This window comes from Nostoc sp. EspVER01 (assembly GCF_034530635.1).
Taxonomy (GTDB): Bacteria; Cyanobacteriota; Cyanobacteriia; order Cyanobacteriales; family Nostocaceae; genus Nostoc.
In genome coordinates this window covers 36,540-63,138 of the sequence record NZ_JAVRCS010000013.1, presented here as the reverse complement: position 1 = coordinate 63,138, position 26,599 = coordinate 36,540, and the positions used below count along the sequence as shown (strand labels likewise).

Below are 26,599 nucleotides of genomic sequence, written 5' to 3'. Positions count from 1 at the left end.
AGTGTGGCAGATGCTCAGGCGGATATCGCAGTCGCTTAAAAGGTTTATAAAGCGCCTCATTGCAAGTAAACAGAATAGTTCTCTCAAGGGTGCGAGAGGACGCAATCTGGTGGGGGTACTACCAGAACTAACCAATGCGGATCTGGAACAATTGTTTATCCAATTGTTAGAAGGCGTGCATCAAGCACGAGGACGACAGTGGGCATTGAGGTATCTGCAACGGATTGAAAATCGAGTTCCGGCTGAACGTTGGATAGACTGGTTGGTGATGTTTGGTGAAAGCTTGCTAGCTTCACCTACACCAAATCCTCTTTTAGCAACACAGATGGTGCAATTGGGGGAACTTGGTGTTGGCAGAATTGGAGAAGTTGCTTATGACATTGGCATTCGGCTAATGCAAAACTTACCTACAGAAATAGAAGATTACCCTGACAATCAGGCACAAGATGATGTAGAAATCACTCCTGGGCAAGAACTGATCCGCGATTTGGGCGAACAGTTATGGGAGCATGATGAGCCAGATGTAATAGAAACTACTCCTGGACAAGAACTGATCCGCGATTTGGGCGAGCAGTTATGGGAGTATGATGAGCCAGATGTGGTAGAAACTACAACCGATGAAGAAATTATCCCAACTTCTCCTGAACAAGAGCTAATCGTTAGCTTTGGCGAACAATTATGGGAATATGATGCGCCAGATGTTGAACCAATAACGTCAGCACCTCAAAATGTCTCTTTTGAGGAGACATCGCCCGAAAACTTCGAGGAAGTGGTATGGGAATATGAAAGGGAAGACGCTCAAGCCACAATACCAGAAAATATCCCTCTCCCGGCAGCGGAAGATTCAATCAGCTTGTTAACTGAATTGAGGTTTGACGAAGAAGTTGTTGTTCAAATTACAACACCAGTAAATCTCCTTTCCACTAGACAAAAGACTGAATTAGCAACGTCTCCCTCGGTGGAAACCTGGGATAACACTTTGACGAATTTAGAGCCAAATGTGGCTAATACTTTAGATGAGTTGTGGGTGAGGTTGGATCAAAGTACCAATTTAGTCCAGCAACTTGCTTCTGATTTGGCTGTTCAAAGCAGTAATTCCCCTGGTATTATTGAGCGGCATAGTGATAATCCGATTACCCACGCTCAAGGGTGGTTTTACCAAGGTCTTCAGCAAGCGAAAACAGGCGATCTGTTAGGTGCGATCGCATCTTATGACCAAGCTATTGAAATGCAACCCGAATTCTCAGAATATTGGTTTAATCGAGGCTTAACGCTGTTCCATTTAGAACGTTTTGATGAAGCGATCGCGTCTTATGAAACAGCCATAGAATTGAAGCCAGACTTCTACAAAGCTTGGTACAACCGGGGTGGAACTCTCGGAGAATTAGGATATTTTGAAGAAGCGATCGCTTCTTTTGACAAAGCTATAGAAATCAAGCCAGACTATCAAGAAGCGTGGTCTAGCAAGGGTTTGGCACTGCTGAAATTAGGTTGGCTACCAGAAGCTATTGCTAGTTATGACCAAGCGCTACAACTCGAACCAGAAGACCAGGAAAACTGGTATCACCGAGGCATAGCCCTAGCTGTCAGCGAACAATTTGCTGAGGCAATTATATCTTATGACAGAGCTATAGAAATTAACCCAGAATACCATGAAGTTTGGATAGACCGGGGTGTAGTACTGTTTAATTTGGGAAGGTGGTCAGAAGCGATCGCCTCCTGGGATAAAGCACTTTCAGTTCAAGCCGACTTCTACTTAGCTTGGTACAACCGAGGTATAGCATTAGACAATTTAGGACGGAGAGAAGAAGCGATCGCCTCCTATCGGCAAGCGATCGCCATTAAACCCGACTTCCACTTAGCTTGGTATAATCAGGCAATAGCACTGTTTAATTTAGAACAATTTGCCGAAGCGATCGCTTGTTATGACAACGCTTTGCAAATCAAACAAGATTATTGGGAAGCTTGGATTGGTCGGGGAACTGCGATCGGTCATTTAGTGAATTATGACGAATTACTGAATTTGCCGAGTAGTATCACAGCGACAAATCCCGCTTTACAACAGGGCGGCTACGAAGGAAAATTAGCCAGCTACGAAGAAGGGTTAAGGCATCTGCGGACAGATACCCATCCAGAAGGTTGGGGGAGATTGCATTTTGCGATCGCTAATACTTACTACGAAGAAGGTAAAAAACATACCAATACCCGCGATTATTGGCGCAAAGCTGCATCTGAGTACCATCAAGCGCTGTTAACCCTGACATTAGAATATTTTCCCCAGTTGCATTTAGAGGTTTTACAATCTCTAAGCAAAGTTTTGATGGGTTTGGGACAAACCACACAAGTTCAAGAATTGCTGCAACGCGGGACAGATTTATTGCGACAATTACTGAGTGAAGAAACTCGCTCAGACGAAAGTAAAAAACAGCTAGCTCTAAAATTTGCCGGCTTCGATCAATTGGCAGTTGATTTAGCTGTGGAATCAGGTGATTTAGTAGAAGCTTGGGAAATTGCCGAACAAGGTAAAAATGCTTGTTTAAACTGGCTAATTTCTGGCTGGAATCATAATATTTACTCGCCTTATTATGGCGCAATTCAACAACTATTCAATCCCACAACAGCAATTATTTACTGGCATATTAGCCCAGTTGCCCTACATACTTTCATTCTCAAAGACCAGGCGCCATCACCAATTCTCCTGTTTACACCCATGCAAGATACTGGGGTAATACCTTTAGGAGAAGATGCTATTCGTCTCAATGAATTGCCTCTACCCGAAGCAGTGCAGCGCCTAATTGAATTTGAAATTTGGCTAGAAGATTGGCATCAACAATACCAAGAATATCGCAGCACAGCCCACGACAAAGAAAGTAAAAGTCACCATTCTTGGCGAGTTGAAATGGAAGAGAAACTGTTGCAACTGTATGAAATCCTAAATATTTCCACAATTGCACAGGAACTCGAAGGCATCACCCAACTGGTCTTAATTCCTCACCGTGACTTGTACAGATTGCCCATTCATACACTTTTCCATCTTTCTTCACCATCACCAGAAGATTTACCCAACGTAGAATCAAATTTCAGCGTCACCTATCTACCTAGTGCCCAAATAGGTTTATCAATCAGAACTGAGGATATTTGGCAGTGGCAAAATAAGTTCTTGCTCAGTGTTGAACATCCTGAAAGTACAGGTTATCCCACACTTAAATTTGCCAAACTGGAGTCTGAAGTTGTTAGCCAGATGTTCAATAATATCCAACGAATTCAGGGGGTAGAAGCAACGAAAAATATTGTCGGAAATGCCTTATCTGATAATTATAATATCTTGCATTTTACGGGTCATGTCACTAATAATTTAGCTGAACCTAAAAAATCAGAATTAGCATTAGCAGGTGAAGACAGACTTACTCTAGATGAAATCTGCCAACAAAATCTAGATAGTTACAATCTTATTACCCTCTCTGCCTGTGAAAATTTAAGTACTAACAACTACACTATCAGCAGCGAATATGTGAGTTTAGTCAGTGGTTTTGTAACTCAGGGTGTACCTCATGTAGTGAGTACTCTCTGGAGTGTAGAATCTTCGGCTAGTGCCTTGGTGATGATCGAGTTTTACCGGCGATTACAGCCTAATAAATCAGCAGTTATTGCTTTAGCCGAAGCAACACGATGGCTAAAAGAACTAACTGCTGGAGAACTGACAAAATGGTATGAAGAGATCTTAAATAATCTGCATCCAGAGGAAGTAAGAATTCAAACTTATTTAGCGACACAACTATATAGAAATAGTAAAATGGCATCAGACAAAATTCTTTATAACCATCCTTACTACTGGGCAGCTTTTACGATTATGGGTAAGCCGAATTAATCTTTTGAAACTTAATCAAAATAATTCGTAATTGATAATAACGTTCGATAGCGTTAGCGCAGCGTCTCTCATTCTCTACGAGGCGCTGTACATATATATTACATAAACTCTAGCGATTTACCGTAAATTTAAGATATAATTTTCGTCTCAATCAGTGGTAGCTAAAGTTTATGAACATTATGAACACTGTCTATGTTTCAGATTTAGACGGTACATTGCTTGGAGATAATGCAATTCTTTCTTTGTTAAGCAAGAAAGTCCTTCACGAACTCTTGCATCAAGGATTACAGTTTACTGTGGCTAGTGCGCGTAGCGTTGTTTCTATGCAAATGATGCTGAAAGGTTTGAATCTTACTCTACCGGTTATCGAATTTAATGGTGCTTTTATTTCTGATTTGGATTCTGGCAGACATGAAATCATTAACTCTATTTGTCCTTCTGTAGTTGAAAGTATCTACAAACTTATCCTAGAGTTCGGCTGTGTTCCGTTTGTATCTAGTTTTAATGGCAGAGAAGATTGTGCTTACTATAAAGATGTAATTAACGACGGTATGCGATGGTATCTTAACGATCGCCTAACAAGCAAAGACCGAAGATGGCGAACAATTGAAGATTTGATGCATTCTTTTGGCGATCAAGTTGTTTGTCTGACCGTGATTGGGCACGCACAACAACTGCTCGAACTTCAAGGTGCGATTATTCAAAAACATGGAACTACCGTAGAGACACACTTGATCGAGAACCAATACTCTCCGGGGTGGTACTGGTTAACAATTCATGACTGCAAAGCTACTAAAGACCAAGCTATTCGGACTCTGGTAGAGAATTATGGGTTACAGGAAAGTGAGATTGTGGTCTTTGGAGATCAAATTAATGACATCAAAATGTTCAAAATTGCTGATCGTGCCATTGCAGTTGCTAACGCAGATGCCGAACTCAAGCGTTACTCGTCATTGGTAATTGGCTTAAATACAGAAGACAGCGTGGTTAAATACATTCGTCAGGATTGGTCGAACAAATGTGCTATGAAATCGGACTCTGACATACGCTAGCATCGTTGAGGCTGCTATTTTGATGGAGATGCGATCGCTCAGTAATACTTTCAAGAAATATTAAGCGGTCAAAAATTACTCTTAATAGTACTGAGAAGATGAAAATTAAGCCGAAAGTAACGCTTGCAGACCATTTTGCAGCAATGCAAGACGCACGAGTTGAGCATACAAAACGGCATAAATTAATTGATATTATTCGGACTTGATAATTACGAACTAGTAATTATTTGATCGAGATGATAATACTTCTAAATTCGCTTATCAATAGTGTTTGAGATGCACTTACCTTAGTATGGTAAATAATGATCAACGAGTGTATGGGGAGGTTTGTTATGCCAGATGTTCGGTTTGATAAATACTATCGTTATGAAGACCTGACACGCATTCTACACAGTTATGCGAAGGAATTTCCCCAACTAGTACGCATAGAAAGCATTGGCAAAAGTTACGAAGGACGTGACATCTGGGTATTAACAGTTAGCAACTTTGCCACTGGCGCACATCAAGAAAAACCTGCCCTCTGGGTTGATGGCAACATTCATGCCACTGAATTAGCACCGTCAAGTGTTTGTTTATACCTATTGCAAACATTAGTGACAGCTTACGGTACTCACCCAGAAATTACCCGTTGTTTGGATACCCGCACCTTCTACATTTGTCCCCGTGTTAATCCTGATGGCGCGGAGTTGGCATTGGCTGACAAACCGAAATTTATTCGCTCCAGTACTCGCCCTTATCCCCATGATGAAGAAGGCAATGACGGGTTAGTGATGGAAGATATCGATGGCGATGGTCGGATTTTACTGATGCGAATCCCCGATGACAATGGGGCTTGGAAAGTCTGTCCTACTGAACCTCGGCTGCTGGTGCGACGCGAACCAACAGAAACAGGTGGTCAATATTATCGCGTACTACCAGAAGGAAATATCGAAAATTACGACGGAGTTCAGATTAAAATTCAGCCTTCTAAAGAAGGACTAGATTTAAACCGGAATTTTCCATTTTTGTGGCGGCAAGAATCTGAGCAATTTGGGTCTGGCCCCTATCCTACATCTGAAACAGAAGTGCGATCGCTAGTTGAATTTATCACTACACATCCTAATATTACAGGAGCGATCGCCTTTCACACCTTTAGCGGTGTTTTCATTCGTCCCTACACCCACCTCAGCGATGACGAATTCCCCGTCAATGATCTCCGCACTTATCAACGCATTGGTGCAAAAGGTACTGAACTTACTCAATACCCAGCCATCTCTGCCTTTCATGATTTCCGCTATGACCCCAAAGATATAATTACAGGTACATTCGACGACTGGGCTTATGAATATCAAGGTCTATTTGCCTGGACAGTAGAAGTCTGGAGTCCGCAGCGCCAAGCTGGAATTAATGATTATAAATACATCGATTGGCAGCGAGAACACTCTATAGAAGATGACCTGAAATTGCTGCGTTGGAGCGATGAAAAACTTGCAGGTAAGGGCTACATAGATTGGTATCCCTTCGAGCATCCCCAACTCGGACAGATTGAACTAGGCGGCTGGGATACGATGTACGCTTGGGCAAATCCACCCTCTCAGTTTCTGGAGAAAGAAATAGCCCTCTTCCCAGAATGGCTGGTTTGGCATCTATTAATATCTCCGCGTTTAGAGATTTACGAAGCCAGTATCCACAGCTTGGGTGATGATACTTATCGGGTGCAATTGGTTGTGCATAATACAGGCTGGTTGCCCACCAATGTCACCCAAAAAGCTTTAGAAAAAAAGTTGGTGCGGGGCTGTATCTGTGAAATTGAACTGCCTCCTGGGGGAACTTTGGTAACGGGTAAGCCCCGTGAAGAGTTAGGTCAATTAGAAGGACGAGCCTACAAGCCTTCAACTCCCATTAGACGGCACAGCGATCCTACCAAGGATCGGGCGAAGGTGGAATGGGTGGTGCGTGCGCCTCATGGTAGCACGGTTAAACTGCTAGCTCGTCATCAGCGTGCTGGAGTTATTCGCACTGAATTGACATTCCCATAATTTTGACATTTGAAATTGCCAAACATACTTCTTGGGATAATTAAATTACCCTAATACAGTCTTGTCTAAACCGATAATTACCGTTCGCCTCATTACACGCGACGAACTTCCCCAACTTTTGGTTTTATATAACCATCTAAATCCTGTTGATGCGCCTCTACCGACTGATGATGTTTTACCAAAAAAATGGGTAAAAGCCCCGTCGTTCTACGACAGATTTAAAGTAATGAGTAAGGAGCAATGAGTTTCATAGTGGATGAAAAATGGGTATTTACTCATTACTTATTACTTATTACTCCTTCTTAAGAGCGCCTTTAGGTCGGTGAGGATGTCAAAATCTATCTGGGATGGAATTTTACATGATCCCCGGTTGTATTACATAGTGGCTGATGTTGATAACCAGCTAGTAGCAACATGCAACTTAACTATTGTTCCCAACTTAACGCGTGGTACACGTCCATACGGCATTATTGAAAATGTTGTCACCCATCTCGATTTTCGACAACAAGGATTAGGTACACAAGTGCTACATTATGCCCTAGCTTTAGCATGGCAGCAACAGTGCTATAAAGTGATGCTTCTAAGTGGCTCAAAAAACGAGGAGACGTTGCACTTCTATGAAAAAGCAGGATTCAAGCGTGGACTAAAAACCGGATTTGTTGCCCTACCTCCAGAGGAATTGTGAGCAAAATTGATACAGATTAGCCATCCTCCAGAAATCCTAGTTGATCTTTGGGTTCCCTTTTATCAAATAGTCTTTTGTAAAAAAATAATTCCTAGCCAAAAATCTTGGCGCAATCAGGCTCGAAAATTTTGATTGCGATCGCTAATTTCCAGTCTAGTATTTGAAAATTTCCCACCAAGGACAACTATCTAAAGAGTGAAAGTTTTTCCTCAAAATCTAGCCCTGAGTTAGTTGTATAATTTCGATCAAAGATTAATAATACATCATATCGCCAAAAGGCATTTTATTTCTTAAATCTTGTTAAAGATCATGATACATTAAGTTTGACGGCATGAACCCTCGTCGGCAATTATAAAGAGATGGCTATTAAAGGCCAATTATTTTACTGCTTGACTGCAATTTTAGAACTGATAAAATCGCCTACTTGCATTAATTATCTTTATTGTTGCAACAGAAGAGATTACCACAGTATGCCTGCTTCTCTTTAGTGCGATCTGCGGTTCTTTAAAAAACAAACAAATAGGAATCCGATACTACATAATGTGGTAAACATTTGGATAAATGTTATGAGATATCAGAGCAGCTACTCATAATGTCCCACATTTGAACTTTCCAGAGTTAACGGGTTTCATTTTGGTTTCCATATCAAGGCAACCAAATAATCATCTGGATATTTGTATTCACTTAACCTTGCATCCAGTATTTTCCAATAGTCAACCCAAGAAATTGAAAAGAGGATATTTCCATGTCTAGTTTGTTTCGTTGGTCATCAACAAAGGTTACTTTGCTAGTTCTGGGAATGACAGCTGCTACAATAACCCCCATCATAATTTCTGCCCCAGCTTCATCTCAAACTCCTGTTCCATCTGCAACACCCTCACCTGCGACACCATCGCCTACTTCAACAGTTAACCTGTCTGATGTTTCCTCAGATTATTGGGCGCGTCCCTTCATTCAAGCCCTAGCTGAGAATAACGTGATTAGTGGCTTTCCTGATGGTACTTATAGACCAAATCAGCCTGTGACTCGTGCTGAATTTGCTGCCTTGATTCAAAAAGCTTTCAGTACCCAAAACCGAGTCCGGCAATTAAGTGCGGGTGGATTTAGTGATGTTCCTGCTAACTACTGGGCGGCTGCTGCAATTCAAAACGCCTACGAAATTGGATTTTTGGCAGGCTATCCTGGGAACGTGTTTAGACCAAATCAAGAAATTCCTAGAGTGCAGGGGATCGTTGCTTTAAGTAGTGGCTTAGGTTTAACTGGTGGCGATACAAGTACTCTCACTAATTACTACAACGATGCCTCAGCTATCCCTGAGTATGCTGTTGGCAGTGTGGCAGCAGCGACAGTAGGTAATCTTGTTGTCAACTACCCGGATGTAAAACAACTCAATCCGCAACAGTCTTTGACTCGTGCTGAAGCAGCAGCACTTTTATATCAAGCTTTAGTTAGACAAGGACGGGCGCAACCCATTGCTAGCAATCTTCCAGCTAGTCAGTACGTTGTCGCTGGAACTCCTGCAAGTACTGATATTGTTTCTCTGGCGGCATCCAGTAGTTCTTTTACAACTCTGACTTCTTTATTAAAGACAGCCGGTCTATCAGATATTCTTCAACAGCCAGGCCCTTATACAGTCTTCGCTCCTACCAATGATGCATTTGCTGCTTTGCCTGCCGCTACTTTACAACAGTTAGAGCAACCAGAAAACAGAGAAGCATTAGTTAAGATTTTGAGATATCATGTGGTTCCCGGTGCGGTAACTGCTAGTCAACTCTCGGCAGGGGAATTGACAACCGATGAAGGAAGACCTGTAAATATTCAAATCGATTCCGCTAACAGTCAAGTCTCGGTGAATAATGCCAGAGTTCTCCAAGCAGACGTGAAAGCTAGCAATGGTGTCATCCATGCAATTAACCAAGTCCTGATTCCGCCTGATGTTAACATCAGTCAGTTAAATCAGCCATCAACAGGAAGTACAACGCCTGATGTGAATGTAGGTAGAAGTACTCGTGGTGGCAGAAGCTATATCGGAGTTGGTGGTAACATTGGTTTGAGCGGCGACGATACAGCTCTGAGCGATACTAACTTTACAGTAATCAGCAAACTTGGTCTGACAAACTATCTATCAGTGCGACCATCAGTAATCTTTGGGGACGATACAATATTTCTAGTTCCCGTAACTTTGGATTTTTCTCCCCGCAGAGCAGGTTCGGTAGGCGAGAGAACTTATAGCATATCTCCCTACATAGGTGCTGGCATAGCAATTGAAGCTAACACTGATACTGATATTGGATTGTTGTTAACAGGTGGTGTAGACGTTCCTATCGGTTCTAGATTTACGCTAACAGGTGGTGTAAATGCTGCTTTTGTAGATGACACAGATGTAGGACTACAATTAGGACTTGGCTATAACTTCTAAGTAAATAGAAATGTGGTAAGGGCGCACAATTAGTTGTGTGCCCTTGCTGTATTAAGGTCGCTTGATTGCTAAAGTAAGTCCATCGGCGATGGGGACAAGGGAGAGAGTAACTCGTTCATCATGATGTAACTTTTCGTTCAGCGCTCGGATTGCTTGGGTGCTTTCATCTTGATTTTGCTCATCAGCTACTTGTCCAGACCATAAAACATTATCGATCGCAATCAATCCACCTGGACGAACTAATTGCAGCGATCGCTCATAATATCCATCATAATTTTCTTTATCAGCATCAATAAAGGCAAAATCAAAAGTTTCGGCTTGCCCAGTTGCCAATAGCCGATCTAAAGTTTCCAAAGCTGGTGCTAATCGGAGATCGATTTTATCAGCAACCCCAGCTTCTTGCCAATACCGCCGAGCAATCGCAGTAAATTCTTCACTCACATCACAAGCGATAATTTTGCCATCAGTCGGTAGTGCCAAAGCTACAGAAAGTGAGCTATAACCCGTAAACACTCCAACTTCTAGGGTTTTCTTCGCTCCAATTAACTGTACTAGAAGGCTCATAAATTGCCCTTGTTCTGGTGAAATCTGCATTCCACTCCGGGGATGATTGGCGGTTTCTTGGCGCAACTTTTCGAGAATTTCTGGTTCTCGCAGCGAAACAGATAAAAGATAATTGTAGAGTTGGTTATCAAGACCTATAGACTGTTTTGGCATGATATATGAGAGAATTGAGAGAAACTACAGTTATACTATCGCTGATAAGTGGAATCTCAGGAATAAGATGGTGCGGTTAGTTTTGACAGCAATATTGCTGGTGCTAGTGACAGCTTGTGGCAGTATTGGACTGCTACCGACTAACGAGTTAGTGCAAAAAGCGATCGCACTTGGGCTAGAACAAACTCAACAAAAACTTAGCCAACAGCTGGATTTAGATTTTCAAGGATTTGAAATCAAGCGGCTATCAATTACTCAGGAACAACCCCTGACGATTGACAATTTACCAGCTTTTCACGTGCGGGGAACCTACGATTTGATTGTTAAGCTACCAAAACGACGCTTGACGCAACCAAAACAACCCTTTGATGTTTATCTACAAATTCAGCAAGAAGGTAAAACTTGGCGATTGCTGCTTCCAGAAAAGGGTAGTCAAAATACTCAAAAAATTTGGCGCAGTTATTTAGTTGAGTAAACCTGTGTCATCAAAGTGCTTTTTTCCGGTTATGTAAGATTTTGCTGACATCATGATTTCTTACAAGTTGTTAATTATTGAAATCAGAAAATTTTTTTAAGAGGTTGTTTGAAAAGTCTTTGGGTGTGATTTTAGGCACTTGTTGATCCCCCCTTTCCCCCCTTAAAAAGGGAATCAAAGTCCCCCTTTTTAAAGGCGATTTAGGGGTATCTAAAACTTTTGATACCGATAAGAGGACTTTTCAAACATTCTCTAAGTCTGAATTCTGCACAGTATGATATGTGCTACTAGAAAAACCATCACAATCATTTCCGTATAACTGGTGAGGCATAGTAAAGATCGAGGTATAGTTTCACCGGAGACAGGGCAAGATGTATATTAACTTTTTCATCAGTTCCATTGCAGGAATTGTGGTTGTGGTGTTGGCAGCTTTTGGCTTACTGCAATGGTTGCACATCCCTGCTGGGAACTTTCTTGATTGGGTGATTGGTGGTGCTAGTTTTTGGTGGCTGTTGGTAATTGTTACCGTACCTTGGAATGTGCATTTTCAAGCCAAAGAAGTCTTAGCAGAAGCAGCACAATCAACTGAGAAAGGAATTCCAGTCGATGAGAAACAAGTGAAGTATGTCACATTGTTGGCAAAGCGATCGCTCTGGGTTGCTATTGCTTTACACTTATTCTCAGCTGTTGGTCTTTATACCCTTGCTGTCACTGGTATTAGTACAGTTGGATATATAAGTTCTGGTGCAGCTTTATTATTAACAATTCTGCGTCCCGCGATTCGCGCTTATGAGTATTTATATGCGCGGTTAGCGATGATTCGCCAAGAATGGAAGTATCCGCGCGAAGATATTTTTGAACTGCGCGATCGCTTCTCGATATTGGAACAAAAAATTCAGTCATTGGAAGATCAACTCAACCCCGAACAACCCTATTCTTTATCCGCGACTCAACAACGTTTTGCCGAAGAAACGCGCAGAGATGTAGCCCGGATTGCAGCTAATTTAGAAGAATTACGGGCGACAAATCAAACAGAACATGAGCGTTTGGGGAGAGAAGCCAGAAATGCGATCGCGCAACTTTCCACGGACGGGCAATTTCTCGATCATGTCCGCGAAATTATTCGATTTTTTAAGACTGCTTAATGATTGCTTTAATAGCTACAGCTATAGCAGTTATCGTTTATATAAAGTAAATTTTTGAACCTCAACCCCAAACCTCTCCTCACAAAGGGGAGTGTTTGCATAAGCAAATACGGCGTGAGGTTCCGAATGTATATGTTATAACTTTGTACGAATGATGATTAGTAAAGCTTACATAACTTCAGGAGTACTCACGGTGAATCAGATACAACTGACTTTAACTATTGGTTACTTATTAATGACATGCTATTTTTTAACTAATTGGTTAATATTTTCCCTACGTCATCCTGCTTCCAATCCAGAAGATAAATTTTTATCGGTTGTGATGTTTGTGGTGACAACTATCTTCTGGCCTCTGATGATTCCGATATCTTGTTTAGAAATGGTTCAACAAAAGCGAATAGACTTTAGTAAAATGATTCCTGTTCTCTTAGCAATATTTGTATTTAGTATTTCATATTATTTAACCGAATAATTAATAATTCCTCGTCGCAAATTGCATAGATATAAAGAGAAGTCGGAGGTTTGACTTGTTACCCTCCGGCTTCTTTATGTACAACTACCTTTACTTGTTAGGCAGTCTATTTATTCAACTTGTAATTGATTAACGGCGTCTGCTGCCAAAACCACTTGAGCGGCGGGGTGCTGTGCTACGCCCACTACCAAAACCACTGCCAGAATTGCGTCTAGGTGAGGTGGCTCTGCCAGAAGGTTGCAATGTGCTACCACCAAAACCAGAACCAGAAGGACGGTTATTACCTGTAGTGCTACGCGGGGTATTGCGTATATTTGAATTACCAGGATATGACCTTCTAATTGTCCCTGTATTGCGGAACGCAGTGCGATTTGTTACGGCTGCTGGTGGCGCATTATAGCGAGTTTGGTAACTTTGAACTGCTTGGCCATAGCTTCCGCCATATCCACCAAAGCCACTTAATCCTTGTCCTGGTTGATAGACAGGGGGTACATAATATTGGGGTCTAAACAACATACTACCAATTGCCTGTCCCGCCAAGCTACCAGCCACAGACCCAGCAAATGGTGCCCAGAAGCTATTTTCTCGACGGACTACAACCGTCTCTTGTTGTCCGGTTTGGGGATTGGTTTTATTCTCGGTAACGTTATGGACGTACTCAAGTTTAAAGTCTTCTGTTAGATATAAAATCGGTTGTCCTTTTTCTACCTTCAGATAGGTTTTTTTACCCTCCTTAATTTGATCGTCAGTTAACCGCGCCATTTGCAAATTTTCGGTTGAAAAAGTTGGGGGCTTATTGTTTAGTAAAAACAGGTTGTACTCACCAGTTGCATCATCATAAGTAGCTTGTTGTATTTGATACTCTCCGTCACTCAGTTTTGTGTTAACTGAGGTTTGGCTAACGTTCTTAGCCGGAGGAGTAGTTTCGTTTCCTCCACCACAACCGACAGTTGTGATACACAAACTCAGAGCTAAAAAAACGGCTGTAAATTTACGTACTATGGTCATGATCATTGGATTATTGTCCTATCTCTGAGCTTAACAATTTATCATGTAAGTAGTAGGTACGGACTACCCAACAAATTACAAAGGAATCAATTCTGGGTAATATTGCAACAGTTGATCGCTAGTAAGTTCATCGCCTAACTGTGCTGGTGAGAAATGTACTTGGATTGCCTTTAATCTATGTTTATAATGCAAATTTATCAATGCTTTCAAGCCTTCCTTGAGCGCCTGAACGTTAGAAAGATCGGTTTCCAATTCTGGTACTTCTCCTTCATAAGCTACTGTAATCATCACAATGACGTTGCGGGTTACAGGTATAGATAAAGGTTCATTCAATCCAGAGTCAGAACTGTAATTTGGTTCGCTGAGATATCTTTCGGCAGAGTCAGTAAATAATTCATTCACGTAATCCCCCGCTTCGCCTTCATTAAAAAATACGTCACCTTCGTTAGCAGCAGAAAGCCAATATTCATCATATTGCAGCAGGGTTTGGCTAATTTCTACCAATCCTTCTCCCAAAACTTCTAAATCGCCATCGACATCGATCGCATCCCGTCCAGCACTATTCAATACTCCCAAAATTGGCGCTACTTCACCTCCCCCTAAGTGCAGAAATAGGCGAAACACTACATAGCGAGTTCGACCAATCATTTTATTAAAGGTATCGCGCATTTTTTCCTCCAAAATTTTTGTTTCTTGTCGTTTGTCATTGGTCATTTGTCATTAGTCATTTGTCATTAGTTCAATGCCCCATAACTAATGACTAATATAATGAAATCCTTTGATAAAATCTATAATTATATCTAATGAAGGTAATATATTTTTTGTTGAATCGCTGGACATATCATAAGCTGAAGCGTTGAGAGCAGAACGATTAATAAATCTTTTCCCAAAGTTGGGATGGTCATAAACAATCAAAGTGTGGGCGCTGGAATTCGTTAAAACTATTTGGGTTGGGGCTTTACAAAAATTTAACTTTGCGGCTACTTCGATATTTTTTTTCGTCTGTTTAATTATTGTAGCCTGATTTATAGCTTGTTCTAAAAGAGTATTTAGTTGTTTCACTATATGAGGTGATTTTAGCAATTTTAAGTTTTGATTTGCAACAACTTCACTGTTAATCATTTCCATAATGCTACAAATATTCTTTTGGATAGATGCTGCATCTAGAAAGGGAAGAATGACAATGTAAGCAGTGATAAATAATGCTTCGTCGCTATCTACATGAAAGGTAAAAATAGTTCGACGACGGCCACTTTCGATGCTTGGAGGTTGTTTCAGCCCCCGATATTCTTGAGCAATTTGGTAGTAAGCGCCAGCGATCGCAAAATTGGCTTCGTGTTCTAGGGCTGCATCAACAATAATCCGAATTGTTGGCGGTGTTTCGTTAAAAAAATCTCGTGATTCTTCAGAATGGAAGTTTTGGACAATGGAGCGATCGCCATTTGGGCTAAGATCGACCCATTCACAAACCATGCCTTCGGTTTTTAAACCAAATCTGGAAGTGGCATAAAGCTTGGCTCCCGTTAAAGTTGCTCCTGTTAAGTCAGCACCGATCCATTCTGCCCTAATTAATTTTGCCTGAGTTAAATTGGCGTGGACTAAACTTGTATTCGTTAAATTGGCATTGCTTAAATCTGCACCAATTAAATCAGCCCCGCTCAATTTTGCACCGCTCAAATCTGCCCATCGGAGATTTGCGCCACTCAAATCAGCCCATCGGAGATTTGCACCACTCAAATCAGCCCCGCTCAAATTAGTATGGCTAAGATTGGCTTGTCTGAGTTCGGCATCTCGCAAATTTGCACCGCTCAAGTCAGAACGACTGAGATCGCTGGCGTTTAAGTTAGCCATCTCCAAGTTGGCTCCAGTTAAAGAAGCACCTCTCAAGATAGCCTCACTTAAGTTAGCGTGACGGAGATTCGCTTGGCGGAGTGTCGCCTCTCGCAAATCAGCACCAGTGAGATCGGCCTCCAATAAATCAGCGCGACTGAGATCAGCGCGAACTAACTCGGTGCGGATTAATGAGGCTCCTCTGAGTTGAGCGCGACTTAAATCCGCTCGAATCAAATTAGCGACGTTGAGACTGGCGTTATTGAGAATGGCGCTGCATAGATTCGCACCACTCAGTCTAGCTACATTCAACTTGGCATTGCTTAAGTTAGCTTCACTCAGATTCGCGCCACTCAGGTTGACTATACTCAAATTAGCATCGCTCAGATTTACACCACTGAGTTTTACTCCACTCAGATTGGCTTCTGGGAGGTCAACACCATTAAAGTTTAAGACTCCTGCTGCGTATTGTTCCAGTAATTCCTCTACAGTCATCGATGCTACCCCTTGGATGCCAACTTTAATAGTTGGTAAAGTCATAAAAAACGGAATGTCAAAATCAAAAATGAATATTGGGATTTTAGGATTGGGACTGATTGGCGGATCTTTGGGCTTTGATTTGCGATCGCAAGGACATCATATCTTAGGAGTTAGTCGCCGTGAAGCTACCTGTCAAAAGGCAGTTAGCTTGGGCAGTGTTGATGAAGCATCAGTCGATCTGAGCCTATTAGCAGCCGCAGAAGTTGTATTTATTTGTACACCTCTAGCCCTTATTGTGCCTCAATTTGAACAGTTAGTCGCTCATTTGCCTGTTACTACAATCGTCACTGATGTAGGTTCGGCGAAAGCACAGATAGTCAAGGATATTACTCCCCTTTGGGATAATTTTATTGGTGGTCATCCAATGGCGGGCAGAACAGACAGTGGGATAGAAGCTGCACAGCGAGATTTATTTGTTGATAAACCTTACGTATTAACACCGATAACTACAACCCCAACTAGTGCAATTACAGTTGTGGAAGAAATTGTGCGATCGCTGGGAGCTAATATCTATTATTGTCAACCAGAGCAACACGATCGCGCTGTGAGTTGGATTTCCCATTTACCTGTAATGGTCAGTTCCTCGTTGATTGCGGCTTGTTTGAGCGAAACTGACCCCGATGTTTTGCAATTAGCCCAAAAGTTAGCTAGTTCAGGCTTCCGGGATACTAGTCGTGTGGGTGGTGGGAATCCAGAGTTGGGCGTGATGATGGCACGGTATAATCGTCAAGCATTGCTGCGATCGCTGCAACAATATCGTCAAAACCTCGATGAGTTGACTAACTTAATTGAGCAAGAAAATTGGGTAGTTTTAGAGGAAAAGTTCAAATCAAGGCAACAGGCACGACCTGATTTTGTTTAATAGTTGTCGGGTGCGTTTAGCTATGGATAACGCACCCATTTTTTAATTTAGTAAGTTAATTGATAAACAGAATTCAGAATTCAGAATTCAGGAGTCAGAATCAATCAGGTTATTCAGACGCTCTCTACGAACGCTAACAGCGTGTCGCAGACAGACGCTAAAAGGATGTCTGAGAAGTATTCAATATTTCGCTTGATCCCCCCTAGGCTTAAAAAGGGGGGAACTGGAATCAAAGTCCCCCTTTTTAAGGGGGATTTAGGGGGATCTACAAGTCTCGAATACAACACCAAAAAGTTTTCAGACATCCTCTAAAAGCATAGCTTGCAACTCTGAAAGAATACGCGGACTCGCTTGCCGTCGGCGCTATCCGCCAGTCGTACAAAATTTATTCTGAATTCTGATTCCTGACTCCTGAATTCTGTTCGATAAAATCTTTAAAAATGCTACTCTACAGTCTGACAGTCACCAAACCGATGTACCATACAGATAAATTTACAAAAATCAACAATGGTAGAACGTCCAATTAAGAAATCGGAACGTCAGTCTCAAGGAAGCACTGACAGCAATTCCGAAAATTCGGATTCTGTAACCCCGATTGAATCCAACCCCAAAAGCTCAAAACCGAGCCGCGAACGCTCGTCTGACAAAGGGAAAAAAGGATCGTCATATAGGGATGAAGGCAGACAACCGGTGAATCCTGCACTAGCACGTGGTCCAAAACCCGTTAAACCTCCAGCCCCCAAAGTTCAAACAGAAGAACTTGAAACCGAATCAGAATCTATCTCTGAGGAGTCTCAAGACTAAAATTACAAGTGTTGTTGTGTGTGATGTGGGAGGCTATAAGCATATAAAGACTGGGATTTCTGGCTCCGAAGGCAGCGATCGCGCCCCCCATCACCATTAGATTATTTTTAGCGATCGCGTCTCTCATTGAGTTTTTGTATTTCAAATGCGCGAATGGGTAGGTGTACAAATTCCACAGCCATAAAAAAGTGCTTCTATCTCAATGCCAGCAAGCATTTCACCCCACTCATCACCCAATTATCATCCGCGCAATCTCTGAAATGCTTACAAAAACTAGGATGTCAGCCTTTAACTTTGACCGACACTCTTCCCAAAGGAATTCTCTAATGCTATGATTGCTCCAGAATCGCGCAACCGCACCTTGAAAACTAAATATAGCTTGGCTTTCACGCTCCCGCTATTGCAATTCATCAAAATCCCTATTAGGGATTGAAACTTAAGTGGTTTATATATTCCATCGCAGGTGGAACTATTGCAATTCATCAAAATCCCTATTAGGGATTGAAACGTAACTGGTGTGGGAGAAGAACTCGAAACTTGCGATTGCAATTCATCAAAATCCCTATTAGGGATTGAAACTACTACGACGAAGACCAACAATGGGAAATGAAAGAAATTGCAATTCATCAAAATCCCTATTAGGGATTGAAACCATTTGTGCCTTAGCCCAGAATGACACGGCTGAGATTGCAATTCATCAAAATCCCTATTAGGGATTGAAACTGTAACGACTGATTGCTTTACAAGATTTTCCTTATTGCGATTCATTGCAATTCATCAAAATCCCTATTAGGGATTGAAACAAAAATGCTTCAACTATCAATGAAGCAGTGAAATATTGCAATTCATCAAAATCCCTATTAGGGATTGAAACTTTTACACGGACACCCACCATAAGTAGCATCTTGAATTGCAATTCATCAAAATCCCTATTAGGGATTGAAACTCGCCCTTGACTTCCAACAGACCTATAACGGCTAAATTGCAATTCATCAAAATCCCTATTAGGGATTGAAACCCTTTCATCATTTGGCTCCTGGCGCACTTATTCTGATTGCAATTCATCAAAATCCCTATTAGGGATTGAAACGTATATACGCGCATACAACGAGCTAGCAAATCTACCAAATTGCAATTCATCAAAATCCCTATTAGGGATTGAAACCCCTAATTTTTCGCTCTACCATTTCCATGAGGCGAGAAATATTGCAATTCATCAAAATCCCTATTAGGGATTGAAACCCAAGTAGCCATTACTCTGTATCTCCCCCCAAGCCATTGCAATTCATCAAAATCCCTATTAGGGATTGAAACATCGCTGAATCTGTAGCGGATATCTCTGAATCTGTGATTGCAATTCATCAAAATCCCTATTAGGGATTGAAACGATTCTTTCTGAGCAGTGGTTAGTCGCTGATCATTGCAATTCATCAAAATCCCTATTAGGGATTGAAACGAGAGAAACTTTCACGATACTTATCAAGATACTTTATTGCAATTCATCAAAATCCCTATTAGGGATTGAAACCAACCGCATGGATGGAGATCGGCTTGGCGGATCTATTGCAATTCATCAAAATCCCTATTAGGGATTGAAACTCGCTGTTGTCGGCAAAGCTTTAATTCGCTTTGTATTGCAATTCATCAAAATCCCTATTAGGGATTGAAACTCCTGCCCAATTGCTCTTGGTGGGCTTTGTAGCCGATTGCAATTCATCAAAATCCCTATTAGGGATTGAAACATTTCTGGCAATGGGTAAAAACCAGAAATAAACTATTGCAATTCATCAAAATCCCTATTAGGGATTGAAACACTATGAATGCTCAACTCTGATTCTAGATAAACTTTTTCATTGCAATTCATCAAAATCCCTATTAGGGATTGAAACAACCCACAAACTGGGCTTGAGGAATGTTTGAATAAATTGCAATTCATCAAAATCCCTATTAGGGATTGAAACGTTTTTGATATCGCCTCATATATAGCAATCCTAAATGAGTTGTGAAAATGCGCGGTGTCCAGATCCCCGACTTCTCGAAGAAGTCGGGGATCTAATTTTTCACGAATGATTTAGGATTGCTATATTAAAGGCCGCCAAGATTGCAATTCATCTTTACCAGAATCATATTTGGTATTTATTGTCAATATATAAACCATAAAATATATATTGCTAAAATCAATTTGCTTAATTTACAACATCTCAGTACAGTAAACTTAAAAGCAGTTTGAAGGTCATAAAAATGACGACTCAAAAAAGGATTGCTGTAGTCACAGGAAGTAACCGAGGGCTAGGATATGCAATTTCCCGTCAATTATCCCAAATTGGCAACCGCGTAATTCTGACGAGTCGTAATGAAACAGATGGTCTTGCTGCCAAGCAGCAGTTATCCAGTGAAGGGCTTGATGTTGACTATCACAAGCTGGATGTTACCAATGATGGAAGCGTGCAGCAGTTTACCGAATGGTTGCGTGAAACTTACGGCAAAGTAGATATTCTGGTCAACAATGCGGGTATAAATCCGACAACCAAGCCTGAAGAGTCCAGCTTACTGACTGTCCAACTGGAAACGATGCGATCTACCTTTGAAACTAATGTTTTAGCGGTACTCAGAATTTCTCAAGCATTAATTCCGTTAATGAAGGTGCAAAACTACGGTCGCATTGTCAATATCTCAACGGAAATGGCGTCTCTAGCGTCAGTTTCAAGTGACTACTACCCTTTAGCACCTTCCTACCGACTCTCAAAAGTAGGAGTAAATGGACTAACAGCAATTCTGGGGAAAGAACTTCAAGGTACTAACATTCTCGTAAATGCCTATTCTCCAGGTTGGATGAAGACCGATATGGGAGGAGATGATGCTCCTTTCACAGCAGAAGAAGGAGCGCAAACAGCTGTTTATTTGGCAACACTTCCCGATGGAGGAGCGCAAGGACTATTTTTTGCAGAGATGCGAAAGTTTGGTGGCCCCATTCAATTACAGTGGTAGGTTAATATGGGAAATTCCGCAGTTTTACCGCCGATTTACGCAGATACAACTATTGAATTAGCACCAGCTAAAGTTGTTACCTCATTCCCCATTAATACTTTTTTAGAAAATCTAGCAATCGCACCAGATGGCACAATATTTGTAACTAATCACGAAGTTGGCGAGATTGTTCGTATTAGTCCAGATGGCAATCAGCAGATTCATGCCACTCTTGAGGGTAAAGTGAGTGGTCTTGCTTTCACTGCAAACGGGGGTTTAGTGGCAACAGGCTGGAATGCTGATTCTATACCAGTGATTTCTTTAGTTGCCAGTGATGGGACAGTGGAAACCTTGCTGAAACTGCCAGATGCAATATTTCTCAATGGCATCACTCCTCTTTCTGACACTCAGTATTTAGCAGCAGATTCTTATCGGGGTGCAATTTGGCTGATTGATATCGCTCAACCTCGCGCCTCAATTTGGCTAGAACATCCAATGCTTGCTCGTAGCAATTCGGAAAATGTCATTCCTGCGGCTAATGGTTTGAAGCGTTTTGGTGATTTTCTCTACGTTTCAAATACGGAAAAAATGTTGCTGTTGCGAATTCCCGTCGATACCGCAAATCGACCAGGTGAGCCGGAAATTTTTGTTGAGCAAACTAATATTGATGACTTCGCCTTTGACGTGGAAGGCAATCTTTATGGAGCGACGCATATTTACAACAGTGTTGTGCGAATTGCAAGCGATCGCAGTACTACTATTATTGCTCAAGCCGAGCAAGGTGTAATTGGCAGCACAGCCGTGGCTTTTGGTCAAACTGAAGGCGATGTCTACGACGGGCTACGCCTACGCACCGCAATTTATGTTGTGACTAATGGTGGAATGTTTTTACCTCCACCCACTGGTGTCGTTCCTGCTAATGTTGTTCGGCTTGAAGTTGGAAAACCTGGATATCCCCTGGCTTGAGCGTGACCGAATTTTATATTTTAAATTTGGGATTTTCAATTGAAAATCCCAAATTGCTACTCGCTCTGCAATTGGTAAGCTCAACCGCATTTAGTTTGCATAATCTGAAATTGTAAATTTCTTGTGGGGTGGGCGTCTCGCCCGCCCAATATATGCAAATTAAATGTGGAACAGTTTAAACTACGTGAAAAAATCTAAAATCCACAATTGATTGGCATAACTAATGGAGATAGAACAGAACGATCAATTTGTAACCGTGGTCATTACACAACTTGTCAAACCAGGATGCGAAACTGCTTACGAAGCTTGGTTGAAAGAGATTACCAGGGTTTCTAGAACCTATGTAGGTCACATGGGAACAAATGTGATTTGTCCTCAACTTGGGGTGCGAAATGAATATGTGATTATCTTCCGATTTGACAGTTATGAAAATTTAGATGTGTGGATGACATCGCGCGATCGCGAACATTTGCTCAATCAAGGTAAGCATTTGGTTGAATCCGATCCTTATGTTCAAAAAATTAGTGGATTAGAAGCTTGGTTTTCTCTTCCCGGTCAACCCTTAAAAACTCCGCCGCGCTATAAAACAGCCTTGCTAACTTGGGGAGCTGTATATGTGTTGATTAATTTATTGAATACGTTCTTAGTACCCGTAATTCGGGCTTTACCACCCTTGATTATTTCGTTGATTATAACGATTACTATGGTTTTGCTATTAACTTATGTTGTCATGCCTAGAGTTAGCCGCTTGTTTAGCTTTTGGCTATATCCTAAATCACGAAAAATTTAGGAATAAAGTCGAACTCCTAAGAAATAAGGCAGGAGGCAGAAGAAAAGAGGATTTGACTTGTTTCTTTCGCCCTTCCCGCTGAATTAAAGATTTCACTCATTACTCATTACTCATTACTCATTACTCATTACTCATTACTCATTACTCCTTACTCCTTACTCCTTACTCATCACAATATATTACTGCTCTTCGCCTTTTTGCTGAAGGAGCGATCGCCAATCTTCAATCGCCTTCTCCGTCCACAGCCAATTTTTAGCTAATTTATCTACCTGGAAATTTTCTCGGTCGGACTTAAGAACTGTTTGTCGCAATTTGATCGCTTCATTCAGATATTGCGTCTGCTTTCCATTAGATTGACTAAGTGCAGATTTATACAATCCAAGAGCTAAACCAGCATAAGAAGTTAAAGCATCTTGAGGAACTGCTGTATTTCTGGATGTTGAGTTTGTGTTCTGTTCTTTGAGAGCTAAATTCAAAGCCTTGAACCAAGCATCATTGGCGCGATTCAGATTGCCTTCTGTGTAGTAGGCAAATCCCAAAGCGTTATTATACAAAAGCGATTCGGGTTTAGCTTTGGCAGCAGTTTCCCAATAACGGCGGGCATCATCGACACTATAGTTATTGTCTCCAGTTTGGATCGACTGCCACGCCAATCGTCCCTTGTAAAAATTCACAGAGGGATCGTCAGCTTGTTTACTAGGAATTAGTTTTAAGGAAGTTTCAGCCGCAGCCAGTGCGCCCCGATTCAGTAGTTCTTCTACAGCCAATAGCCCACCTTGCAAGTCACCCTGGCTCAATTTTTCCGTAGCAGTAGCAGTGACAATTCCAGTGGGTGCTATTCCTAAATCGATATTCGGCTGCTTTTGAATCGGTCGAGAATCAGGTAGAGACTGGGCAGGAATTTCTGGTATTTTAGGCAGTGCTTGGGGGCGATTTTGCCACCACCAATTTAAACCGATCGCAGCGGCGATCGCACTGATCCCCACAACACCCACAATCGGCCACAGTTTGCGGCGACGGGTACGATTTCTTGGCGGGGGTGGTTGCGATTGCGAAAAATTAGAATTTTGCCAATTTTCTTCAAGGTTTCCTGGAGTTGCAGGTGGCGGTGGTGGAACTTCTCCCCACAAATCTGCTGACTCTTCAGAGGAAATGACTTCCTCAGAAATCTGGCTTTGGTGAAGACTATTTTCGCGAATTTGTTGATCCGGTTCAGTTGGAGGTTTTTGGTTATCTAGCTGACGAAACAAATCCGAAACGATTGCAGAATCTTCTTCATAGCTTGGGTCATCATACTCAATTTCATCAACCAGATCGCCCCAAGTATCTTCACCCAGCCAGTCCAACCCAGAAGAGTCCCGCGTCAAACCAGAAGGAATCATGTCTTCCATTCCTAAAGGCATCTCGCTATCATCAGGTATACCAGGGTACATCGTGGAAGTTGCCCCTAAAGGCGAACTATACTGATTCAGCGACTCCGTACTTGCGGATACCTCAGTTTCCTGACTCAGAAAACCGTCAAATTCTGGCTGAAGATATAAAATCGGTAATGCCCAGTACATCTGGAGAGAACCATAAGCAGAAATTAATCCTTGGCGCACCCTACTTACACACAAATCTACTGGATATCCCTGACTCAAGTTGCGGTAAAACAATTGTGTGAGCGTCAATGCCACTTCATCAGGAATCCTTTCTGACATCGCCAAAACGCTTCTAATTCCTCGTTTCACGAGACTTTCCGCTAAGTTTCGTTCGCCAGTATCTCCAGAGGGATTAGACGCTGCTGTGTACGCGCCCAAGCAGGAATTAAACACTGCCATTTGGATATTATTATTGACGAGCAAACCTGCCAAATCGTCTCCAGTCAAGATTTCCGTTAAGCCAGTTCTGCGACTAACAAGATAAATTTCTCCGCCATTTGCGCCTAAATTACTATGACCAGAGTAGTGGAGAACGTGGTATCTGCCTTGTTCTAGGGCTTGCGTCAGTTCTTCCCGCCCTGGTTGGTCTAATACAGTGAGTTCAATTTCGGGGAAACGATTCCGACTTTCACCAGGTCGTGACGTTTGACGGTGAAGTTCCGTTTGTAGTTTAATCGCTTCTTGTTTCTGTAAGTCAAGACGGACTTGATCTGAGGGGGAAGCAATTACCATCAAGACTCTGACACCACCTTGTTCTGGTGGTGTGGGCATATTTTGCGACCGCAAAGGAGAAGCCCCCGAAATTCCACTTTGGAAGCGAGAAAAAGCCACATAAGGCCCAGTAGCCAGAGGGCGATCGCCTGCGTGCATTACTTCCCAAGGCAAACGAGCTAATCTAGTATCTTTTAGCCCCAAGCGTAAGCGTAGTACTTGCTGATGGTTCTGGGCAATACCTTGGGCAGTAATCCAACTATCTCTGAGAGTGCCTTGAAATAGGGCGTTATAAAATTGTTGACCCAACGCCACCAAATTCACAGAGTTTCTGGCGATATCGCTTTCATGGCCACCAGAGGTGAATGGATCTCCCTGCAACACCGAATTCAACGGGTCATTCATCAAATGCCCAGCAGCCATCAACCAATCAGCTATAGGCCAAGTCACCAATTCTTCTGCCAATGGTACCCCAGGCGCGACTTGTTCCGTCCGCACCAAGTAGTCATTTTGCCCTACTGGGGTTACGGAAATATGGAATTCCTGGGTCACAACTTCTCCTGTCCGCCTCCTAAATCTGGTTTGAAACGCGAAAGTTTCAAGTCGATTTTTCGCTTTCTCTGATAATTTAGATGCATCCTGCCCCTGAATGTTTCTGATTCGGTGTCGTTTTGGTTTTTTTGCCTTTACAACTTTATCCGGATCGGATTACTTGGGTCTAGAACACTTAATTGGTAGATGCACCTTGATCTTCAACTCCCCTAGTTGGCTAACACCCACTGGGGGTTTTTTTATTTTTGGCAAACAACAGCAACTTCTGACGCAGATATTCTCTATCAGAAAATAGTGCTTAATCCTAGAATACTTGATTAATAGATGGATGTCCCTTGATCTTTAACTCCCCTAATTGAGTTAATATCCACTTTGGTTTTTTTGACACACGATAACAATCAATTTTCTCATAAATTTATCCGGAGCATGGTGGTTAAACCTAGAACATTTAAGTGGTAGATGCACCCTGATAACTAGCTCCCCTGGTTGGCTAACGCCCACTGGGGGTTTTTTTATGAAAATTGAGTCCTATTGATTAACCTGACACACCTATTTTGTCAGGCAGCGCGCCGAGCGTTTAATTGGTAGGTCTGTCTTGATAACTAACCCCTTTGAGGTTGTTCTTTGAGCAACAAATAGTAAAAGCTTCAACCTCTGCTAATTTATCCGGTAGCCACCCATTTATTTTAGAAAAGATTATTGGTAGATGCACCCTGATAACTCACTCCCCTGGTTGGTTAATACCCACTGGGGGTTTTTTCTAGTTACGTTACTGATAGCGATCGCGAATGCGTCTCGTAGAAAAATGTTAGCGAGTCTTTTGCTCCCAGAGATGCTACGCGTAGCTTGCTTTTTCATAGAGGTACGAGCTTTACAGCCCATCGTAGACATCGCCTCTAATTTAGTCCATTTTTCCCGGAAGATGCTAGCTGCCCCTAGAAAAGATTATTGGTAGATGCACCCTGATAACTCACTCCCCTAGTAGGCTAACACCCACTGGGGGTTTTTTTATTTAAAAAATAACTGACCCTGATAACTCACTCCCCTGATAGGTTAACACCCACTGGGAATTTTTTCTACTACTTGCGTTACCAATAGCGATCGCAAATGCGTCTCGTAGAGAGATATTTGCGAGTCTTTTTCTCTCAGGGATGCTTTACTTCTCCATAGAGGTATGAGCTTTACAGCCAATCGTAGACATCACCTCTGATTTAGTTCATTTTTCCCGGAAGATGCTGGCTGCCCTAGAAAAGATTATTGGTAGATGCACCCTGATAACTCACTCCCCTAGTAGGCT

At 42.0% G+C, this 26,599-nt stretch carries 19 protein-coding genes and 1 CRISPR repeat array; of the genes, 14 read left to right on the top strand and 5 right to left on the bottom strand.

Annotation, left to right across the window (positions count from 1 at the left end; translation table 11 throughout):
- Positions 1-10: 10 nt before the first annotated feature.
- The 6 genes from RMX69_RS13830 to RMX69_RS13805 all read left to right on the top strand — a co-directional run bounded on the left by RMX69_RS13830 (position 11) and on the right by RMX69_RS13805 (position 10,042).
- Positions 11-3,868 (top strand): CHAT domain-containing protein, encoded by a 3,858-nt coding sequence (locus tag RMX69_RS13830; protein ID WP_322637778.1) that lies wholly within the window; start codon positions 11-13, stop codon positions 3,866-3,868.
- Between the two features lie 170 nt (positions 3,869-4,038).
- A complete protein-coding gene (locus RMX69_RS13825) occupies positions 4,039-4,920 on the top strand; it encodes an HAD family hydrolase (protein WP_322637777.1) in 882 nt (293 codons plus the stop codon).
- Positions 4,921-5,252: 332 nt separating this feature from the next.
- The gene (locus tag RMX69_RS13820; protein ID WP_322637776.1) at positions 5,253-6,938 is read left to right on the top strand and encodes a M14 family metallopeptidase; all 1,686 of its coding nucleotides are present in this window, start codon (positions 5,253-5,255) and stop codon (positions 6,936-6,938) included.
- Positions 6,939-6,999: 61 nt separating this feature from the next.
- Positions 7,000-7,182 carry a hypothetical protein gene (locus RMX69_RS13815; RefSeq protein WP_322637775.1) on the top strand — a complete coding sequence of 61 codons (183 nt, stop codon included), beginning with the start codon at positions 7,000-7,002 and terminating at the stop codon, positions 7,180-7,182.
- 84 nt (positions 7,183-7,266) lie between these two features.
- The gene (locus tag RMX69_RS13810) at positions 7,267-7,623 is read left to right on the top strand and encodes a GNAT family N-acetyltransferase (RefSeq protein WP_289797673.1); all 357 of its coding nucleotides are present in this window, start codon (positions 7,267-7,269) and stop codon (positions 7,621-7,623) included.
- Between the two features lie 745 nt (positions 7,624-8,368).
- Complete coding sequence (locus tag RMX69_RS13805; RefSeq protein ID WP_322637774.1) at positions 8,369-10,042, top strand: fasciclin domain-containing protein; 1,674 nt, start codon at positions 8,369-8,371, stop codon at positions 10,040-10,042.
- A 51-nt stretch (positions 10,043-10,093) separates the two neighbouring features.
- Here RMX69_RS13805 and RMX69_RS13800 read toward each other — a convergent pair whose 3' ends face one another.
- Positions 10,094-10,759: a class I SAM-dependent methyltransferase gene (locus tag RMX69_RS13800; RefSeq protein WP_322637773.1), complete on the bottom strand. Its 666-nt coding sequence runs from the start codon at positions 10,757-10,759 to the stop codon at positions 10,094-10,096.
- Positions 10,760-10,826: 67 nt separating this feature from the next.
- On the opposite strand from RMX69_RS13800, the gene RMX69_RS13795 reads away from it, so the two are divergent.
- The 3 genes from RMX69_RS13795 (at position 10,827) to RMX69_RS13785 (ending at position 12,851) form a co-directional block, all read left to right on the top strand.
- Complete coding sequence (locus tag RMX69_RS13795; RefSeq protein ID WP_322637772.1) at positions 10,827-11,234, top strand: hypothetical protein; 408 nt, start codon at positions 10,827-10,829, stop codon at positions 11,232-11,234.
- Positions 11,235-11,605: 371 nt separating this feature from the next.
- Complete coding sequence (locus RMX69_RS13790) at positions 11,606-12,379, top strand: hypothetical protein (protein WP_322637771.1); 774 nt, start codon at positions 11,606-11,608, stop codon at positions 12,377-12,379.
- Positions 12,380-12,530: 151 nt separating this feature from the next.
- Complete coding sequence (locus RMX69_RS13785) at positions 12,531-12,851, top strand: hypothetical protein (protein WP_322637770.1); 321 nt, start codon at positions 12,531-12,533, stop codon at positions 12,849-12,851.
- A gap of 129 nt (positions 12,852-12,980) precedes the next feature.
- Here the strand turns inward: RMX69_RS13785 and RMX69_RS13780 are convergent, their stop codons facing one another.
- The 3 genes from RMX69_RS13780 to RMX69_RS13770 form a co-directional block, all read right to left on the bottom strand.
- Positions 12,981-13,865 (bottom strand): hypothetical protein, encoded by an 885-nt coding sequence (locus tag RMX69_RS13780; protein ID WP_322637769.1) that lies wholly within the window; start codon positions 13,863-13,865, stop codon positions 12,981-12,983.
- A 69-nt stretch (positions 13,866-13,934) separates the two neighbouring features.
- A complete protein-coding gene (locus tag RMX69_RS13775; protein ID WP_289800030.1) occupies positions 13,935-14,528 on the bottom strand; it encodes a DUF1517 domain-containing protein in 594 nt (197 codons plus the stop codon).
- A gap of 84 nt (positions 14,529-14,612) precedes the next feature.
- Positions 14,613-16,184, bottom strand: a complete 1,572-nt coding sequence (locus RMX69_RS13770; protein WP_322637836.1) for a pentapeptide repeat-containing protein — start codon at positions 16,182-16,184, stop codon at positions 14,613-14,615.
- Positions 16,185-16,254: 70 nt separating this feature from the next.
- On the opposite strand from RMX69_RS13770, the gene RMX69_RS13765 reads away from it, so the two are divergent.
- The 5 genes from RMX69_RS13765 (at position 16,255) to RMX69_RS13745 (ending at position 22,618) form a co-directional block, all read left to right on the top strand.
- A complete protein-coding gene (locus RMX69_RS13765; RefSeq protein WP_322637835.1) occupies positions 16,255-17,091 on the top strand; it encodes a prephenate/arogenate dehydrogenase in 837 nt (278 codons plus the stop codon).
- A 507-nt stretch (positions 17,092-17,598) separates the two neighbouring features.
- Positions 17,599-17,895: a hypothetical protein gene (locus RMX69_RS13760; RefSeq protein WP_289797677.1), complete on the top strand. Its 297-nt coding sequence runs from the start codon at positions 17,599-17,601 to the stop codon at positions 17,893-17,895.
- Positions 17,896-18,294: 399 nt separating this feature from the next.
- Positions 18,295-19,856: direct repeats of the CRISPR family, unit length 37 nt; unit sequence ATTGCAATTCATCAAAATCCCTATTAGGGATTGAAAC.
- A gap of 280 nt (positions 19,857-20,136) precedes the next feature.
- Positions 20,137-20,883, top strand: coding sequence for an SDR family oxidoreductase (locus RMX69_RS13755; protein WP_322637768.1), 747 nt, complete (start codon positions 20,137-20,139; stop codon positions 20,881-20,883).
- Between the two features lie 6 nt (positions 20,884-20,889).
- Positions 20,890-21,828, top strand: a complete 939-nt coding sequence (locus RMX69_RS13750; protein WP_289797679.1) for an SMP-30/gluconolactonase/LRE family protein — start codon at positions 20,890-20,892, stop codon at positions 21,826-21,828.
- Positions 21,829-22,051: 223 nt separating this feature from the next.
- Positions 22,052-22,618, top strand: coding sequence for an antibiotic biosynthesis monooxygenase (locus RMX69_RS13745; RefSeq protein ID WP_322637767.1), 567 nt, complete (start codon positions 22,052-22,054; stop codon positions 22,616-22,618).
- A gap of 179 nt (positions 22,619-22,797) precedes the next feature.
- Here the strand turns inward: RMX69_RS13745 and hetF are convergent, their stop codons facing one another.
- Positions 22,798-25,302: a cell division protein HetF gene (hetF, locus tag RMX69_RS13740; RefSeq protein ID WP_289797681.1), complete on the bottom strand. Its 2,505-nt coding sequence runs from the start codon at positions 25,300-25,302 to the stop codon at positions 22,798-22,800.
- Positions 25,303-26,599 lie beyond the last annotated feature (1,297 nt).